The sequence below is a fragment of the Lysinibacillus sp. FW301-JW8 genome, from assembly GCF_058788755.1.
This window is the reverse complement of sequence record NZ_JBYTBB010000027.1, coordinates 1-16776: the sequence shown is the minus strand read 5'-3', so window position 1 is coordinate 16776 and position 16776 is coordinate 1. Positions and strand designations below refer to the sequence as shown.

The following is a 16776-nucleotide window of genomic DNA, read 5'->3' as shown; positions in this document are numbered from 1 at the left end:
GATTTCGCTAAAAACAGGATTTATCCTCTTTTTTTTACAAATTTACTTAGATACTGATATGAGTCTAGGTCCTTCTTTAGTCAATGTGGATTTGAACCATAGCAAATAAGCCATTGTAGAGACGCATCCCTACAACGGCTTTTCATTTTAGTGAACTATATTTTTCGCTTCATTTGTCGAATTAGATTTTTAGCCTCTTTTTCCACTCGATTAGATTCTGTAATTTTTTGTAATGCTTTGTGATAAGTAAAATCATCCAGTGAATTGTTTCTTAAATAGTCCATTGTTACAAGAGGATCTTTAACATAACAAATAGAAATAGCCCATGCGACAGCCATTTTAACATAATAACCATCATGCTTTATATCATTTATTATGGTCAAAACGCTTTCTATATAATGATGATCAATAAAATAATTTAATAGCATGACTACTCCAAAACGTACCTCATATTCTTTATTTGAAGAAAAATAAGGTTGTAAAAATGTCCATACACGCTCTTGATTATCCTTTGTAAATTTTAAGCCTGTACAAAAACTATCACATACCGACCAATTATCTATTTTCGGAACAAATGAAGATATATAAGAAAGGCGCTCCTCCGTATTTGCCTTTACATAACCAATGACCATCCCTTGTAGCATCACCTCTTCAAAAAATTCATCACTCGCGGTTTTTAAATAGGTCTGCCAATCTTCTTCCTTAGCAATGCTTTTAGCTATTTTTCGAAGCTCTGGTAACCGAACACCTAAAATATGTTGGCAATTTGGGATAAGTGAGGATGAAAACTTTTGATAATCTTGGTCAGCTAAATTTATGAGTTGTTCTCTTATCTGTTGATGCATCAATATTCTCCTATCATTTATTTTTTTATCATACTATAAAAAGTTAGTATTTTATAAAAAAATAAATGAAATAGCAAGATTTTAAAGTGTCTACAGAGAACTAATTTTTTCATATTTTAATCCACTAATAAGACATAAGGCCCCTACGACGACAACGGTGGTTGCGCCAAATAATGCATATTGATAGCTGTTCGTATAATTGGCTAATGCTCCTGCAAGTGAAGGACCTAGCATTTGTCCCAAAGCATACCCAGCAGTTAAATATCCTAATATTTGATGGCTATTTACCGGTAATATTTGTCTAGCTAATGTTGTAGCAACTGTGGTAATGCCCATAAAGGTTGCGCCAAAAATAAAGGCACTTGTATAAAGTGTTATTGTATTTGTTGCTAAGGCTGGTAATACAATGCCAAGCCCCTGAAATAGCATAGAAATCAATAATATCCTTACATAACCATAGCGCTGTGCCAGCTTTGACCAAACAATGCACGATGGAATTGCTGCAACTCCAACAACAAACCATACAAACGCAGCGTTACCATGAAAGCTTGTAGACTCCTCTGCAATGGATACGATAAATGTCCCTGTAACAATATAGCCTAGCCCCTCTAAGCTATAGGCAATAATCAGCCATTTCATCCATGTTGTAGGGGGTGCTTTCAGTGAAGCTTTGGCTGTACTCCCCTTTTGTTGAACACTTGGTGTAACAGGTTTTATAAAAATTATAATGAATATAAACAATAGGACACAAATTATTGCTAAGGCAATCCATGTCCCATTCCAATTAAAAATAGCATGAATGGGGGATACAATAATTGCACTTAAGGCAATGCCCACTCCTACACCACTATAAAAAAGCCCAGATAAATGTGCTTTGCCATTCCCTGCTAATTGATCAAGCACAAGGCTAGCAGCGACTACAAAGATAAACGCGCTCATTACTCCTGAAATAAAACGAAGTACATACCAGACGATAATGGCATCTGTAAAGCCCATGAAAGCTGTTGTCAAAATACTCATTATAAGTGCTATTTTTAATAAAGGAATACGCTTATCTCCTAGTTGTAAACGACCAGCCACCAATGCCCCCACTAAGTAACCTAGATAATTACTAGTAGCTAAAAATCCTGCTGTGGCTCGACTAAAGGCAAAGGTATCTTGCATATACGGCAATATCACTGTATAAGAGAATCGAGCAATCCCCATAGCAATCACTAATGCGAAAATACCTCCTATTAAATATTGAATAGTTTGCTTGTTCATATTTTCCCTCCATTCATCCTCACTATAACGAAAATCCAGGTATCACAAATAGAGCGAATTCGTTATAATAGATATCAAATAAATTGATGGCTGGTGAAATATATGAATATGAATGATCTCTCTATTTTTCGGACAGTCGTGCAAACCGGTAGCTTTTCGAAAGCGGCTGAAGCGCTTAATTACACGCAATCCAATATCTCTATGAAAATACAAAACCTTGAGACCATGTATCAAACAACATTTTTTTATCGTGGACATCGGGGTATCCGCTTAACACCAAAGGGAGAACAGTTTTATGAGATGGTATTAAAAATGCTACATCTCTATGAGAAATCCTTTGAAATCCTTCAAAATCCAAATGAGCATAGAGGCCTTCTACGTATTGGTTCTATGGAAACGACCGCGGCACTTCACTTACCCACACTTTTAACGACGTTCCATAAGGCACATGAACAGGTAGATATTACAATACTAACAAATCCAACGCAGCAAAATATAGAACAATTAGAAAATTTCGAATTGGATGGAGCCTTTGTAACAGGACCAGTGTATAAGGAAAATATTCTTGCCAAGGAATTTGTTTGCGAGGAGCTAGTAGTAGTTACATCCAGCAAGCATAGGCATATTGATAGCTTACGAGATTTAGAAGAAAGTACCTTGATTACTTTTCGCAATGGCTGCTCCTATCGAGCCATTTTAGAGCACTGGCTGCATGAGGATGGGGTACGTCCACAAAACCGTATGGAGTTTGGTACCTTGGATGGAATCATTGGCTGTGTTGCTGCGGGGCTAGGTGTAACCTTATTACCACGAGCAATTGCTCAAAAATATATGAAAACCCAATCTTTGTCCCTGCACATACTAACCACAAAGCAAGCTCAAGTGCCTACTTGGTTTATCTATCGCAATGACGAAGTACAATCACCTGTACTAAAAGATTTCCTTGAAGCAATTGCTGCATATGACTACCCATCCATGTAAAAATTTATCTTGTCATTTTAAAAAGGAGTTGTTCGACGTTTGAACAGCTCTTTTATGTTGTTATACCATAGGAAAGCAAGCGTCCATATTCTATTAAGTACAACGGGTCTTCTATCTAGCACAAATACTAGTTATTCGTGCATATTTTCTCTTCTATTCACCAAGGCCTCCCTCAAAACAAAGATTTCCTATCGTATTCGACAAAATGTAATTCCTGTTTTTCAACACTATGAAAGAGCTGTTCGAGATTTAAACAGCTCTTTTCTCCTATCCAAATTGTTATCCTTTGACGATTTATCTCATTTCCATTACGCTTTTGTTAAATCGTATATATAAAGGAGCAATATATGGATATATTGATTGCCAGTAATCGTCAGCTACCTATTCGATACTATGTTGATAAAGCTATTTGGATTCGTCGAGGTGGCTGCTATATACATCCTCAAATGACTTTACCGTTTTTTGTGGAAATCGAAATTGAAAACAGTCTTAACTTACAAATTATCATTGACTACATTTTTGAGTTTCAGCGGCAGTACAAACAGACTGAGCTTCAAATTTTGATAAAAGATGCACATATCTTAACTAAAATAAATGAATTGCTACATTACAATTTACCACATCATCACACAATCATTATTCAGCAGCTATAACAGGTAACGTGATGATAAAATGCAACATCTTATCCGAATATTTTGCATGGATGTTGCCACCATGCAGCTCGACAATACTTTTAGCAATGGCAAGGCCAAGCCCTGAGCCTTCTTTGACATTGGTTCTTGATTGATCTTTTTTATAAAACCGCTCAAATAAGTTCACCAGCTCTTCTGATGTAAATTCATCACTCTCATTAGTGATACCTATTATTACATGACTTTTTTTTCGTTCAAGAGAAACCAAAATTTGGCCGTTACCTGAGCTATATTTAATCGCATTCATAAGTAAATTATCAAAGACTCTGACCATTTTTTCAGTATCAATGAAAGTAAAGATACGCTCTTCCAAAAAATGTTTCACGAATGAACGATTATTTTCCTCAGCTTGTGGGATCAGCTCTTCTATTAATTGTTCAAGAAGCTCATTGATGCAAACCTCTTGTTTCCCCATAACGATATTTTCATTCGTTAGCTTCGTATATTCAAATAAATCATCTATCAAATTCTTTAATTGCTCAGATTTTGAAAATGCGATTTTTAGATATTCATCATATTGCTCCTTTGTCTCATATCTCCCCTCTCTTAATAATCGTAAGTAGCCCATTATCGAGGTTAGCGGTGTCCGTAAGTCGTGTGATACATTTGTAATTAATTCATTTTTTTGTTGTTCAATCTTTCGTTCCATTTCGATATTGGTCATGATTGCTTCAGCCATATGATTGACATTCTCTGTTAATAATGCAATTTCATCGATACCTTTTTTCTTTACTCGATAGCCAAGGTTTCCTTTTGCGATTTCCATGACCCCCTTTGCCAGTGCCTCAATCTGTTTCATTTTTCGTTTTGTTAAATAAAAGAAAGATAAAGTAAAAACAGCAATCGCAATAAAGTAAGAAATCGGCTCCCCCTTCGTTGTACTTGTATACAATACCCCTTGTGGAATACCACTAACAAATAAATATAAATTTTTATCCTCAATCGTTATTGGGTAAAAGGTAATATATTCTTGTCGTGATTGCTCAATTGTCTGTGCATTGAGTGGCTGAATAATAGCAAATTCCATTACGCGCCCTATCTTATTATGTAAATTAATTTGTTCCTCCTCAGCTTGCTTTGTCTTATACAGTACCTTTCCGCTCTCATCTGTCACTAATACTTTTAATGCACTCTGCTTCATTTCAAGCATGACATTTTCATCCTCAATCAATTGTCTTAAGGCTTCAATACTATTGTCGTTGATGGCTCTGTCTACTACATGCTGTACCTGATAACGAATTTGCTGCATACCTGGGCTATAGTCAATAGTAGTTCTCTCATTCATATTTCCAAGGAGAGGAAGTGAAGCTCTTGTAACAATTAGCCCTAGAAACGCACAGAAAACAAAAGTGGTTAATAGCTGAATTCTAAGGTTTTGACGTATTTTTGTGATGGCTTTTATAATGAGCATTTTGATTTTTGAAAATAAGTAAAAAACAAGCTTACTGATCTTTTTCAATTTTATAACCTACTCCCCATACAGTTTTAATATATTGAGGATTTCTAGGATTGGTCTCAACCCTTTCTCGTATTTTTCGGATATGCACCATTACTGTATTTTCAGATTGGATTGCCTCTTCCTTCCAAACCTTTTCATAAATTTGCTCAGCGCTCATCACCATGCCTTGATTTCTCGCAAGTAATTCAAGAATGGAAAACTCCCTTGGGGTAAGCTTTACTTTTTCATTATTGACAATCACCTCATGTGTAGCTATATTTATACGCATATCTCCAATCTCTATCTCATTTTCGTTCATCGTATCGTGTCGACTCATTTTTATGTATCTACGAAGCTGGGATTTAATGCGCGCAATAAGCTCTAGAGGATTGAAGGGCTTAGTTACGTAATCATCTGCGCCTAATGTTAACCCAACAATTTTATCCATATCCTGTGATTTCGCTGACAGCATTATGATGGGCATTTCTGCTATTTCTCTAACTTTCATACACATCTCAATACCATCTATCTTCGGCATCATGATATCTAAAACTATGAGATGCACCTTATGCTTTTTTAGCAGATTTAAGCCTTGCTCTCCATCACCTGCCTCTAGTACATGGAAGCCCTCATTTTTTAAGTAAATAGCGATAAGATTTCTTATTTCCTTCTCATCATCTACAATTAGTATTGTTTCTTTCGTCATCCAATCCCACCAATTTCACTCATTATTGCTCCTAATTTTAACTATCTTTTCAATTTTCGTATATACCAATAATATAAATACCCGATTATACCGACAGATATCCCAAAATAAATCCCATAACGCGTTGCTAGGGCAGATATATACTCAATATGCTTGCCAAAGAATAACCCAAGTGTAAAATACAGCAATGTCCAAATAAAACCTGTTGTGTAGGAATACATAGCGTACTTTAGAAAGGGCATATTATTCATGCCAACTAAGTAAGGAATAATATGTCTAACTATAGGTATAAAATAGCTGATAACTAAGGCAAAATGTCCGTATTTATCTATTAGCTCCTTGGACTTTACTAAATACTTAGCTTTTTTCCTTTTCAGCAACTTATCTACTAGTTTATGTCCAAACCCCTTCCCAAGGATATAGCCTAGAGACAATCCAGAGACTACACCTAAATACGTAAGGATAAAGGCTTTCAAGACCGACATTTTTTCCATGGAACCTAAAAATCCGCCACTCATTACAATCATCTCATCTGGAAGCGGCATCCCCACTATGCCAAGCCAGAGACTAAAAAACAATGCCCAATAACCGTATTGCTCTATAAAGGATAATAGCTCACTCAATCCCATCTAACTAACCCTCTTCGTTCCCTGCCTACAGCTCAGCACATAGGCTGGTGGAAGATTAATCCATACTTTTTCATGTGTAATAGTATCAAAAAATTGTTGGATAAATGATTTCTTAACCAGTGAATATTGGAATGTAATAAATTCCCCTTCCTCTAAACACTCTTTAACATTTTGTAAGATTCGTGATGCAACGACTGGATTTAAGGATGTAAAAGGCAAACCCGATACAATATAGTCGATTGTTTCGATATTTAAGTTCTTCATATACAACCCTAAATTCTCAGCGGAGCCGTAGATTATGATAACATTTGGCTCATGCTCATATTGTTGACAAAGCTTATTATAAAAAACTGGATTATTTTCAATGAGTATTAGCTTAGTAGTATGCGCTTTTCTTTTCATTAATTCTTTCGTAAAGGAGCCTGTGCCAGGACCAAGTTCAACAATACATTGTGCCTTTTTAAAACAAATAGCCTCAACTATTTTTTTTGCCAATTTTTTCGAACTAGGTGAAACAGCACCAATATTCTTTGGGTGTTTTATAAATTCAGTAAGAAACGTTATAAATTGCATTCAAGTTCTCCCCAATCTGATGAAATGTGAATGCCTTTACTATAACGAGCATTTCTTAAAGATTTACGAGGAGATTTCTTAACTTTTTCTTAAGAATTTACATTATTTAGTTGTATCTATAATAGGCTAACTGCGATTAAATCTGTTTTTATACTCTCTATGTGAACAGTAAACAAGATTAGCTTTTTATTTCACCGTATTCTTATGTTGGGTACGTAACATTTTTTAATACACTTAGGGATAATTTTAGTTTAAATAAACAATTAAAAGAGGCTGGGACAAAAAAAAAAATGTTAGACCAAGATACAATCGGTCTAACATTTTTTTGATTTAGGAAGGCATATTTAACTTCGTGAAGTGAAAAAGCTAATATCCATTTTTGTTGTTTTTCAATATAATCGAGTTTTGTCCCAGCCTCTTTGTATATTATTTATTAACTTCCAGATATTTCATATAGCGAACCGACCGAATACCATTAATGTATTGAATAAATGTCATTCTACTCCACATTACCTTTGGAGAGCGTCAAACCTCTATTAGAATCAATTAAAGAAAAAAGAGTGTAAGCAAACTAAGTATTTTTGAATCTGTCCCCGGTCTGAAACAAGAATGTTTATTTTAATAGCATTTTGTTTTTTTTAAATACCTAAATCATTATCATAAAGGTGATTTAAAAATGGTAACCAATGAAAGTCAGAGATTCTAAAATCATTATAACCTAATCTTTGGTATTCCCACTTATATTGATCTCTTTGTCGTGCATCCTGAATATATTTTTTGTATATCGGTGATGTATGGTCTTCCCACGGGTTGTATATAACACTAGAATAGTCCTTTGGTACGTCACCAGGCCAAGTGTTTTTCATGTAAATAGGTTCATAATTAGACCAATGTAAATAAAGAATGTTATTATAATCGAGTTTTAAATTGGGATATCCATAATAAGATTCATCGTTTCGGCCCAATATTTTTTTATCAGGAAACTTATCAATGATGTCTCTAGCCAGTCTTTCTATAAAATCTTTTAATTGTTTTTTAGAAAGTTCGACATCTTCTTCTGCAGCTGTATCGTTCTTATTTAAATATAAATGTTGATTCATATCTCCTATAAAGCTTGAAAATCTCGTACCCAATTCTATTCTGTAATCATACACATCAAAAAGACTATCATTTTCATAAACATGAATATCAAAATTAACTTTTTGTAGTTTTGTTTGTAGTACAGAATAATTTTCTCTGAGATAAACTTGTAATTCAGCTCTGTTAGTAACTTTTTTAGGTTTAAAATACACTTCAATTTGTTCTTTTGATTTTTTACCATTTAAAGTTGAAGATACATAAATAAAATTTTTTCCTTCTTTAGTAAATTTAATTTCATATGTATTATCTTTATCCTCTACAATTTCATCATTTAAGGTAACTGTAACAGTCGCTTTTTCAACTGTTGATACATTTAAATTATGAGTACTTTCAGTTGTTGTTTGACCATTTACCAAACCGGTAATTTTCAATTCGGGAGGCTTGCCCCACAATTTTTTTGCATGTGCTGTTTCATTAACAGTAGTTATAAAGAGCAATGTAAGAAAAATAACACTTGCAATCAATAACGATGAACACCTCTTCATTACTTAAATCACTCCATTTACTTTAGATTAAGTTAAATAATACTATGATAATACCATTATATTTATTTAGTGGGAATATTTTTTGGTAATGTATAAAGCACACCTTTAAAACTCTTATTAACATTGTAACGACTTGATAGTGAAATCATGTATACCAAATTTTGTGCAATAGCCCATGTTGTCCAATCTTTATCCTAAAAGTTATTTACACACTAAAGAACAAACGCTCTTCTTTTATGAAATGTTCGACAAAAATAACACACTCTTATGAGCAAAGTTAGGCTGAATATTGATTTTAAGTTTTCCTACATAAAATAGGCATACAAATGCTACTAGTAGAATAGAAACCTATATAGAGAGTCATTTTTATCGAAAATTAAAGTGGGGTGTGAAAGGATGCTGAAACTAAATGATGCAAAGGAAATGGTACTCGAAATTGTACAACATGACCCATTATTTGTTGTCTTACAACAAGATACGCATTTAGAAGAAACGCTTTATAATGATGCTTATTTAGCACATATTAAGGAATCAAATTATTATTCTATTTCAGAAGTAGCTGGTTGGTTTAATATTACTGATGCAATGCTTCGTTACTATATTAAGCCATTTGAACAGTATATTTTTAATGATGCTACAAACAGCCCAAACACCAATATTCGTTTAAATCTTTCTGCCATTTTAAGACTTCGGATGATTTTATTATTAAAGGACAAGCACCGTGTTAAAGGTCTGAAGAATTTATTAGGGATTGATGATCATGGTCAACTTCCTAATCATCAAATAACTGCAACAACGATGATTAATGATGATTTAGCCAATAAAGTCGATGTTCTCGGAAATGTCCTACAGCAGATAATCCAAACGGGACTCTTTACTATCTTGCCAAATGAAGAGCAAGGTGCCCTGCAAGTAGCCATTAATCAAGATTTTCTTACACAAAAAATTCAATTACTATCCACTGAGTCAAGTTCATTTGAAGAAATACAAAAAGAAACAGCTGAACTGAAACAAGAAAACGAAAATTTACAGAAACAAATTCAAGAGCTGCAGGGAGGAAACGTGAAGACCATCGTCCAAAAAATACGTGAGCGTCATATTGAAAATGAAATTGTATCCATATTGCGCACAGAGGCCTTACAGCAATTTTCTCAGGAAAGAAAAATAGGCTTTTTCGTGAAAATGTTTCGTTCCTCACAAATTGAGATGGAAAAAGAGCAATTCGCCTTGAGCTATATTTCAAAGAATTTAGAAGAACGCTTAGAAGCAACCTTGAATAATTATTATGACAAATAGTGCAATTTATTTATTTGACGTTTGCAAAAGAAAGTATCAGTCTCCCAGGGTAATGTCGCGAAGGTCTTGTTCATATGGATGTGATGATTCTAGCCTTCGTCCCCCCACCCTGTGGAGTTCCTCTAAACTTACTCTTCATTCCCTAACGATCCTTTTACTGTTCATTTCTCTATTCGTATCACTAGGAAAATTATCCATCAACCATATTGACCACTTTGGTCAACGCATATATAATCGATTTAAAATACACCAAAGGGAGAAAAAAATTGTATCAAGCATTTCAAAATTTAGAAGAAAAAAAACGTAATAAAATTATAAATGCTGCACTGCGAGAATTTTCAATTCATAACTACGAAACAGCCTCTACTAATAAAATAGTGAAGGATGCAAAAATCTCAAAAGGAATTTTATTTCACTATTTTGGTAGTAAAAAAAGTTTATATCTTTATTTATATGACTATGTAACAACGATTTTCACTGATGCAATTAATAACAGCTTAGATTTGGAAGAACCTGATATATTTAAACGCTATGAACAAATTATGATGATGAAATTGGCATTAATTCAGCAATACCATACACTTTTTGATTTCTTAAAAAAGACATATGCTGAAACAAGCTTAGAAGTAAGAAATGAACTCGATCAATATAATAGTAAGCTACAAGATTCTTCCTATATTCGTGTGTTTGCTGGAATTAATTTTGATTTATTTCATGAAAATATAGATAGTACTAAGGCGTTAGATACCATTAGATTAGTAACAGATGGAATCAGTGATCGATATGAAAAACAATTAAAAAGCAACGTTGATAATCCTGAAGCCTTTCATCAACTACTAAAGCAATGCATGGAAGAGGCAACCCATTATTTTGAATTTTTAAAACAATTATTATACCGAAACACAAAGGGGTGAATAGCATGACAATTATTGAGATTAATCAATTAACAAAAAGGTTTGGGAATTTTTATAGCATTCAAAATGTAAACTTACAGATTGAAAAGGGTGAGGTATTTGGATTTTTAGGTCCAAATGGTGCAGGTAAATCTACAACAATTAGACATTTGATGGGCTTTTTACAGCCAACTAAAGGCATTTGTACAATAAAAGGGTTAGATTGCCGAAAAGCTACAGCTGAAATACAAAAATTTGTAGGGTATTTACCAGGTGAAATAGCCTTTATTGATAAAATGACAGGACAGCAGTTTATTCAATTTATTGCCAAAATGCGAGGATTACATGATCTAACAAGAGCCCATGAGCTTATGCAATACTTTGAGTTAAATGCTACAGGGCTAATAAAGAAAATGTCGAAGGGCATGAAGCAAAAAGTTGGTTTAGTTTGTGCGTTTATGCATAGTCCTGAAATAGTCATTTTAGATGAGCCGACAAGTGGATTAGACCCGCTTATGCAAACAAAATTTATTGAATTGATTATCGGAGAAAAGGAAAAAGGAACGACTATCTTCATGTCCTCTCATATGATTGAGGAAATTGAGAAGACCTGTGACCGAGTAGCCATTATTAATGCTGGAAAGATTGTTGCCATAGAAGCCATTGCTGATCTAAAAAAACGCAAATCTAAGAAATTTTTAATTGAATTTCAAAGTGAGCAGGAGCTTTCTCGCTTCCTAGAGGAACCATTTATGACTGAGCAAATCAGCCCTACACAGGCGATTATCAAGGTTCAGGGGAATGTCCAAGTATTGCTTTCAACATTAGCACACTATCAAATGATGGATCTCGATGTTATTTCACAATCACTCGAAGATATTTTTATGCATTACTACGATGTAGGGGGACAAAAATCATGAATTTTCCTTTGCTAAAACATGAGATACTAGCCACGGTTAAATTATTTTGTATTATACTCGCAGTATTAATGCTCTATATTATCAGTATCGTTTATATGTATAATCCCGAGATGAGCAACACATTAAAGCAGCTTACAGCAACTATGCCAGAAATGATGGCCGCATTTGGGATGGGTTCTATCGGTGATACGTTAATTGAATTTTTATCCACCTATCTCTACGGATTTTTATTACTAATTCTCCCATTAGTGTTTATTATTATGTTAGCAAATAAACTTATAATGGGCTATATAGATAATGGATCAATGGCCTATCTCATTGCAACACCAAATAGACGATTGAAAATTGTATTTACACAGGCATCTTTTTTAATTGCTAGCATCTTTATACTGCTCGCTGTGACAACTTTAGTAGCCATTATCTTTTCAGAAATTCTATTTCCTAATGAATTAGATATCCCTGCTTTTCTTACATTAAATCTAGGTCTATATTTCTTACACTTTGCCATTAGTGGCTACTGTTTTCTTGTTTCCTGTAGCAGTAAGGATTTAAAAACCTCCTATGCATATAGTACAGGCTTACCAATTGCTTTTTATTTAATAGAGGCGCTAAGCAATATGGGAGGCTCATTAGAAAAACTTCAGTACTTTACAATCTATTCATTATTTGCTCCAGAAAAATTAATGGCTCAGGATAGCTCGACTATTTGGATGCTTGGAACATTATTTATTATTGGGCTACTGTGTTACACGTTCGCTGTTCGCATTTTTGTGAAACGTGATTTGTACTTATAAAGTGCATGCCAATCTATATCATAGATGAAAGCTTGGTTTGAGATTTAAACCAAGCTTTCGTTCATAAATACTACATGGTTGGGGGTAAATAAATATTTAGAAATGTTAGCACGGTTAAATTACCAATATCTACAATGAAATGTGAAAAAATAACCCACCTTAAGCTCTTTGTTTTAAAATATGTAATAGCCCAAACAATACCTGCTATACTTAGATAAATATATAAATGGTAAGATTTACTAGCAATCGAAAATACACCCCACATAAATGGATGGCTTAACACAAAAAATAAAGTGGAATATATTATGCTAAACCATTTTGACCAATCATCTTTCAACCCATCTAGTAAAACTCCGCGCCAATAAAGTTCCTCAAACCAAGGATTAATGCAAGCAAATACTAACCATAGTATTATTAGTAAAGTCGAATCAAATAATTGGTAGTTCATTAGTAGAATGCTTAACGGGAACATCCCCAATAATAAAGAAATAGTAATCCATAATTTTGATTTATTTGACTTCATCAGCCAACTTTTAATAGACCTATTACCTTTAAATAGAACAATACAGATACCCATCAAAATCCAATAAACTATTGCTAGGGGGATCCAAGCCCAACCATCTATGTACTGATTAAAAAAAGTTGCGGTTAAAAATCCTACACCAATAATTATGAATGGTGATAGTAAAAGAGATATATTCTTTTGGCTACTCATTATGATGACTACACCCTTTTTCATTAATAAAAATTTTTAACAGTAAATTGGCATCAGGGATGGGACATTCAGGCCATTGAATTTTATTAATAGCTAAGCCTTGTATAAAGGAATAATAGGTAACAGCCAAAGTTATAGGATTTGCTGAAAAAATTTCTCCCTTTTCTTGCCCCGCTTCAATAATAGGCAATGTACACATAACTGGTGATAACGATTGATCTCCTGTGAGTAACTCTTTGACTTCAGTTGGTATAGCATCTGAGGTACTTGCCTGGATCATGATTAAAAAAAATAGTGTATGTTCTGAATCTATAAAGCTATTTAAGATCTGCTCTGTCATCCATCTTAATTTCTCAAGTGGTGTACCCTTATATTCATTTGCCTTTTGAATAACCTCTATGGAACGATTCATTGCTTCTTTTACAAGCAATGAAAAAATCTCTTCTTTCGAATTAAAATAATGATAAACAAGACCATGACTTAATCCTGCCTCTTTAGCAATATCACTTATTTTTGCTGCAACCATTCCCCTCCTCGCAAAAACGATCAAGGCTGCTTTTAATATCTGTTCTTTTCGCACATCCCTTAATTCTTGATTAAGCTCTGATTTCCTTGGCATTTAAATTCACTCCTTTTTTGATTGACTAGTCAGTCAATATTATTTTATTCTATGGTTTATTTACATAATTGTCAATTCAATTCCATATTTAAATATTATCGTACTAAATGTTCACTTATAATGTAGCTAAGTTCCCGATAAAGCGCATTAGACGAAAATGGATGGTTGCCATTTCCTCTACACTTACATCCACATTGTCACTATCAAGCCACTCCTGAATAACTCCTATAATCGCAGAACTTAAAAAAGCCTGTAAATATTGTCGAAATTCTGGATCTAGCATCTCCTCTTGAATAAGAGATAGGCTATTTAAAATATGATTACTAAAAACCCTTTTCATTTTAATAATAAAGGCAGGACTCCCCTGTTCCCCTAAAAAAACGCGAAAAACCTTTGCGTTCCTTTTAATGCATCGAAATACCTCAACAAATGGTTGATAAAGCTGTCCTGTTTTTACGGTGTGGAAGGCTTCTACAGGCTGAACATTTTTAACATAGCGCTCTAATTCTTTTAATAGCTCCTGCTGTAAATCCTCCATTACTTCAAACTTATCCTTATAATGTAAATAAAAAGTACCTCTATTGATGTTTGCAGCTAAAGCTAGATTTTTTACGGTTACTCGTTCAAAGCCAGCTTCCTCTATTTGTTGGATTAAAGCTTTTTTGATTGCTTGCTTTGTTTCAAAACTCATCTTTTCATGGATAGACATCGTTAACCCCCTGTTGTAGAATTCTTTAATTCCTTGTGTTTGTATATATGCTAACGAAAATTTTTGATGGTTTCAATATAGTCTAATCACTTAACACATTCTCTGTATTTGTTGATTGTAATTCCCTATACACTATTTTAAAATTTCAAGTATCAACACTGTGTTCAGTAAAGGAGATGGAGATATGGGAAACAATGCGATATCACTAAATTCCATTGAAAAAAAATTTCATCACAAGCAAGTGATTGCACCCCTTTCCTTAGAAATTCCAAAGGGTCAGCTTATCGGTTTACTTGGTCCCTCAGGCTGTGGGAAAACAACGTTAATCAAATTGATTATGGGCATGATAAAGCCTGACAACGGTAGTATTCAAGTATTAAACCTTACTGTTCCACATAAGCAGTTGCTGATGGATATCGGCTATATGGCACAATCTGATGCACTTTATTTGGATTTAACAGGTAAAGAAAATCTTCATTTTTTTGCAAAGCTTTTTCGTTTAACAAAAAAAGAACGCGCTGAACGAGTAGCATATGCGGCCGATCTCGTTCGTTTGACAGATGATTTAAATAGTAAGGTCATGAATTACTCTGGCGGAATGAAGAGAAGATTATCTCTTGCCATTGCCCTACTCCAAAATCCACAGCTTTTGATTCTTGATGAACCGACAGTTGGCATTGATCCTGTCTTGAAAAAGGTAATATGGCAGGAGCTTATTCGATTAAAAGACGAGGAACAGAAAACAATTCTTGTCACAACACATGCCATGGACGAGGCAGAACGATGTGATCAATTAGCCATGCTAAGAAATGGGCAGATTATTGCATACGGTACTCCGCATGAATTGAAAGACCGTTTTCAAGCACAAGATTTTGATGAGGTATTTGTAAAGGCTGGGGGTGACGTGCTATGAGGATTGGTGCTATCGTAACAAGAATTATGCAGCAGATGAAACGCGATAAACGGACACTTGCTTTATTATTTATTGCACCTTTAATTATTCTTTCCTTAATGTATTTTATTTTTAATAGTAATGAGCCTGAGATGACGCTTGTTGTATCAGATGGTCCAGCACCATTAATCGAAAAGCTTAAAGCAGTAGATGTTAAAGTAGTGGAAAACAATGATTATTCCTCAGCGATGTTAAAGGAAGAAAAATATGATGGATGGTTAGCAATCAAGCAAAATGATATAAAGCTTACATTATTAAATGATGATCCCTCTAGTACAAAAGCTGTTATGATGAAGCTCTCTCAAGCCTTACAGCCTGAACAAGCTTCTATGTCAAATCTAAAGACTGAGTATGTTTATGGGGATGAAAATACCGCTATCTTTGATATTTTTAGTCCAATGCTGACTGGCTTCTTTGTTTTCTTTTTCGTCTTTTTAATTACAGGGATAGCACTATTAAAAGAACGCACCTCCGGGACACTGGAACGTCTACTTGCAACACCGATTAAACGCTCAGAAATTGTCGCAGGCTATATGATTGGCTATGGTTTGTTTGCCTTCCTTCAAACAATTATTATTGTTTTGTTTGGTATTTATATTTTAGATATTGTACATGTGGGCTCAATTTGGCTTGTTTTGCTTATTAATATTGTTGTAGCACTTGTTTCATTATCATTAGGGGCATTGCTATCAAGCTTTGCAGCGTCTGAATTTCAAATGATGCAGTTTATTCCACTTGTTATTGTCCCTCAAATATTTTTTTCAGGCATTTTTCCACTGGATAATATGGTAGAATGGCTGCAAAATATCGGACGTATTATGCCACTTTACTATGCGGCTGATGCACTGAATGGTGTTATGTATAAGGGCTATGCTTTTCATGACATTGTTGTGGATTTAGTGATACTAGCTTGCTTCGCCCTTGTATTCATTACGCTAAATATTATTAGCCTAAAAAAATATCGATCCTTATAATGCACACAGAAGAGTTCTGCCATATCCTAGGCAGAACTCTTCATGTTGTTGAAATACTATTATGTCAATGAAATTAAGGTGACAAATTAAAAAGTATAGCCCTTTTTCAAAACGAGGGGTTGATCTCCGTTCCGACTGAGTGCTTTCCTGGG

At 34.2% G+C, this 16776-nt stretch carries 18 protein-coding genes; 8 read left to right on the top strand and 10 right to left on the bottom strand.

From position 1 onward, the window contains the following. Positions 1-155 precede the first annotated feature (155 nt). Positions 156-845, bottom strand: coding sequence for a DNA alkylation repair protein (locus tag AC3WOM_RS12475; RefSeq protein ID WP_492447107.1), 690 nt, complete (start codon positions 843-845; stop codon positions 156-158). Between the two features lie 90 nt (positions 846-935). Continuing rightward, positions 936-2108, bottom strand: coding sequence for a YbfB/YjiJ family MFS transporter (locus AC3WOM_RS12470; protein WP_492447105.1), 1173 nt, complete (start codon positions 2106-2108; stop codon positions 936-938). A 102-nt stretch (positions 2109-2210) separates the two neighbouring features. On the opposite strand from AC3WOM_RS12470, the gene AC3WOM_RS12465 reads away from it, so the two are divergent. Together AC3WOM_RS12465 and AC3WOM_RS12460 are read left to right on the top strand one after the other, a co-directional pair. Then, a complete protein-coding gene (locus AC3WOM_RS12465; protein WP_492447103.1) occupies positions 2211-3089 on the top strand; it encodes a LysR family transcriptional regulator in 879 nt (292 codons plus the stop codon). Between the two features lie 347 nt (positions 3090-3436). Further along, complete coding sequence (locus AC3WOM_RS12460) at positions 3437-3742, top strand: hypothetical protein (protein ID WP_427548825.1); 306 nt, start codon at positions 3437-3439, stop codon at positions 3740-3742. Here AC3WOM_RS12460 and AC3WOM_RS12455 read toward each other — a convergent pair. The 5 genes from AC3WOM_RS12455 to AC3WOM_RS12435 form a co-directional block, all read right to left on the bottom strand. Continuing rightward, complete coding sequence (locus AC3WOM_RS12455) at positions 3726-5240, bottom strand: sensor histidine kinase (protein ID WP_492447100.1); 1515 nt, start codon at positions 5238-5240, stop codon at positions 3726-3728. The genes AC3WOM_RS12460 and AC3WOM_RS12455 overlap by 17 nt on opposite strands. Continuing rightward, a complete protein-coding gene (locus tag AC3WOM_RS12450) occupies positions 5224-5925 on the bottom strand; it encodes a response regulator transcription factor (protein ID WP_492447098.1) in 702 nt (233 codons plus the stop codon). The genes AC3WOM_RS12455 and AC3WOM_RS12450 overlap by 17 nt, the downstream gene beginning before the upstream one ends. A gap of 41 nt (positions 5926-5966) precedes the next feature. Next, positions 5967-6554 (bottom strand): DedA family protein, encoded by a 588-nt coding sequence (locus AC3WOM_RS12445; RefSeq protein WP_492447097.1) that lies wholly within the window; start codon positions 6552-6554, stop codon positions 5967-5969. Continuing rightward, positions 6555-7127, bottom strand: coding sequence for a class I SAM-dependent methyltransferase (locus tag AC3WOM_RS12440; protein WP_492447095.1), 573 nt, complete (start codon positions 7125-7127; stop codon positions 6555-6557). Positions 7128-7765: 638 nt separating this feature from the next. Further along, the gene (locus AC3WOM_RS12435) at positions 7766-8731 is read right to left on the bottom strand and encodes a hypothetical protein (RefSeq protein WP_492447093.1); all 966 of its coding nucleotides are present in this window, start codon (positions 8729-8731) and stop codon (positions 7766-7768) included. 417 nt (positions 8732-9148) lie between these two features. Between AC3WOM_RS12435 and AC3WOM_RS12430 the strand changes: the two genes are divergently transcribed. From AC3WOM_RS12430 to AC3WOM_RS12415, 4 genes are all read left to right on the top strand, one after another. Continuing rightward, on the top strand, positions 9149-10048 hold the full coding sequence (locus AC3WOM_RS12430) for a coiled-coil domain-containing protein (RefSeq protein ID WP_427543993.1): 900 nt from the start codon (positions 9149-9151) through the stop codon (positions 10046-10048). Between the two features lie 266 nt (positions 10049-10314). Then, on the top strand, positions 10315-10962 hold the full coding sequence (locus AC3WOM_RS12425; RefSeq protein ID WP_492447091.1) for a TetR/AcrR family transcriptional regulator: 648 nt from the start codon (positions 10315-10317) through the stop codon (positions 10960-10962). Between the two features lie 11 nt (positions 10963-10973). Continuing rightward, a complete protein-coding gene (locus AC3WOM_RS12420; RefSeq protein WP_492447148.1) occupies positions 10974-11861 on the top strand; it encodes an ABC transporter ATP-binding protein in 888 nt (295 codons plus the stop codon). After that, positions 11858-12655, top strand: coding sequence for an ABC transporter permease subunit (locus AC3WOM_RS12415; protein ID WP_492447089.1), 798 nt, complete (start codon positions 11858-11860; stop codon positions 12653-12655). The genes AC3WOM_RS12420 and AC3WOM_RS12415 overlap by 4 nt, the downstream gene beginning before the upstream one ends. Before the next feature lie 70 nt (positions 12656-12725). Here AC3WOM_RS12415 and AC3WOM_RS12410 read toward each other — a convergent pair whose 3' ends face one another. From AC3WOM_RS12410 to AC3WOM_RS12400, 3 genes are all read right to left on the bottom strand, one after another. Next, positions 12726-13370, bottom strand: a complete 645-nt coding sequence (locus AC3WOM_RS12410; protein WP_492447087.1) for a CPBP family intramembrane glutamic endopeptidase — start codon at positions 13368-13370, stop codon at positions 12726-12728. After that, on the bottom strand, positions 13363-13989 hold the full coding sequence (locus AC3WOM_RS12405) for a TetR/AcrR family transcriptional regulator (protein WP_492447085.1): 627 nt from the start codon (positions 13987-13989) through the stop codon (positions 13363-13365). The genes AC3WOM_RS12410 and AC3WOM_RS12405 overlap by 8 nt, the downstream gene beginning before the upstream one ends. 115 nt (positions 13990-14104) lie before the next feature. Continuing rightward, positions 14105-14698, bottom strand: coding sequence for a TetR/AcrR family transcriptional regulator (locus AC3WOM_RS12400; RefSeq protein ID WP_492447083.1), 594 nt, complete (start codon positions 14696-14698; stop codon positions 14105-14107). A 184-nt stretch (positions 14699-14882) separates the two neighbouring features. On the opposite strand from AC3WOM_RS12400, the gene AC3WOM_RS12395 reads away from it, so the two are divergent. Both AC3WOM_RS12395 and AC3WOM_RS12390 read left to right on the top strand, forming a co-directional pair. Next, positions 14883-15611, top strand: a complete 729-nt coding sequence (locus tag AC3WOM_RS12395) for an ABC transporter ATP-binding protein (protein WP_492447081.1) — start codon at positions 14883-14885, stop codon at positions 15609-15611. Beyond that, on the top strand, positions 15608-16624 hold the full coding sequence (locus tag AC3WOM_RS12390; RefSeq protein ID WP_492447079.1) for an ABC transporter permease: 1017 nt from the start codon (positions 15608-15610) through the stop codon (positions 16622-16624). The genes AC3WOM_RS12395 and AC3WOM_RS12390 overlap by 4 nt, the downstream gene beginning before the upstream one ends. Positions 16625-16776: the final 152 nt, after the last annotated feature.

Bases quoted from the DNA above. Each gene is read 5' to 3' on its own strand.
- AC3WOM_RS12405 (WP_492447085.1), bottom strand. From the start codon at position 13,989: ATGCCAAGGAAATCAGAGCTTAATCAAGAATTAAGGGATGTGCGAAAA.
- AC3WOM_RS12400 (WP_492447083.1), bottom strand. From the start codon at position 14,698: ATGTCTATCCATGAAAAGATGAGTTTTGAAACAAAGCAAGCAATCAAA.
- AC3WOM_RS12440 (WP_492447095.1), bottom strand. From the start codon at position 7,127: ATGCAATTTATAACGTTTCTTACTGAATTTATAAAACACCCAAAGAAT.
- AC3WOM_RS12470 (WP_492447105.1), bottom strand. From the start codon at position 2,108: ATGAACAAGCAAACTATTCAATATTTAATAGGAGGTATTTTCGCATTA.
- AC3WOM_RS12430 (WP_427543993.1), top strand. From the start codon at position 9,149: ATGCTGAAACTAAATGATGCAAAGGAAATGGTACTCGAAATTGTACAA.
- AC3WOM_RS12445 (WP_492447097.1), bottom strand. From the start codon at position 6,554: ATGGGATTGAGTGAGCTATTATCCTTTATAGAGCAATACGGTTATTGG.
- AC3WOM_RS12475 (WP_492447107.1), bottom strand. From the start codon at position 845: ATGCATCAACAGATAAGAGAACAACTCATAAATTTAGCTGACCAAGAT.
- AC3WOM_RS12450 (WP_492447098.1), bottom strand. From the start codon at position 5,925: ATGACGAAAGAAACAATACTAATTGTAGATGATGAGAAGGAAATAAGA.
- AC3WOM_RS12460 (WP_427548825.1), top strand. From the start codon at position 3,437: ATGGATATATTGATTGCCAGTAATCGTCAGCTACCTATTCGATACTAT.
- AC3WOM_RS12465 (WP_492447103.1), top strand. From the start codon at position 2,211: ATGAATATGAATGATCTCTCTATTTTTCGGACAGTCGTGCAAACCGGT.
- AC3WOM_RS12410 (WP_492447087.1), bottom strand. From the start codon at position 13,370: ATGAGTAGCCAAAAGAATATATCTCTTTTACTATCACCATTCATAATT.
- AC3WOM_RS12395 (WP_492447081.1), top strand. From the start codon at position 14,883: ATGGGAAACAATGCGATATCACTAAATTCCATTGAAAAAAAATTTCAT.
- AC3WOM_RS12390 (WP_492447079.1), top strand. From the start codon at position 15,608: ATGAGGATTGGTGCTATCGTAACAAGAATTATGCAGCAGATGAAACGC.
- AC3WOM_RS12415 (WP_492447089.1), top strand. From the start codon at position 11,858: ATGAATTTTCCTTTGCTAAAACATGAGATACTAGCCACGGTTAAATTA.